General features: G+C 58.8%; 1 protein-coding gene. It reads left to right on the top strand.

The annotated features are described in order from the left end of the window. A partial coding sequence (locus tag EN859_RS35870) for a transposase (protein WP_135913645.1) occupies window positions 1-371 on the top strand: 371 nt, incomplete at both ends.

The raw sequence follows: 371 nt of genomic DNA, 5'->3' as shown, positions 1-371 counted from the left end.
ATTTTGAGGGACTTTATTCGAAGGTTGGTCGTCCCTCGATCGCGCCGGAGAAGCTGCTTCGGGCTTTGCTGCTGCAGGCATTTTACTCGATCCGGTCGGAACGGCAGTTGATGGAGCAGTTAGGCTATAACCTGCTGTTGCGCTGGTTCGTCGGCCTGTCGATGGATGCCGAGATCTGGGACGCCACGGTTTTCACCAAGAACCGGGAGAGGCTTCTATCGGGCGATGTGGCAAGCAAGTTCCTGGCCGCCGTGGTGGCGCAGGCGCGCAGGCGTAATCTCCTGTCGGATGAGCACTTCTCAGTGGATGGGACACTGATCGAGGCGTGGGCTTCGATCAAGAGCTTCCGTCCCAAGGACGGTGGTGGCGAA

Origin of the sequence: Mesorhizobium sp. M00.F.Ca.ET.216.01.1.1 (genome assembly GCF_004010325.2) — a bacterium.
In the GTDB taxonomy this organism is placed as follows: domain Bacteria; phylum Pseudomonadota; class Alphaproteobacteria; order Rhizobiales; family Rhizobiaceae; genus Mesorhizobium.
This window is presented reverse-complemented; position numbering and strand designations above follow the sequence as displayed.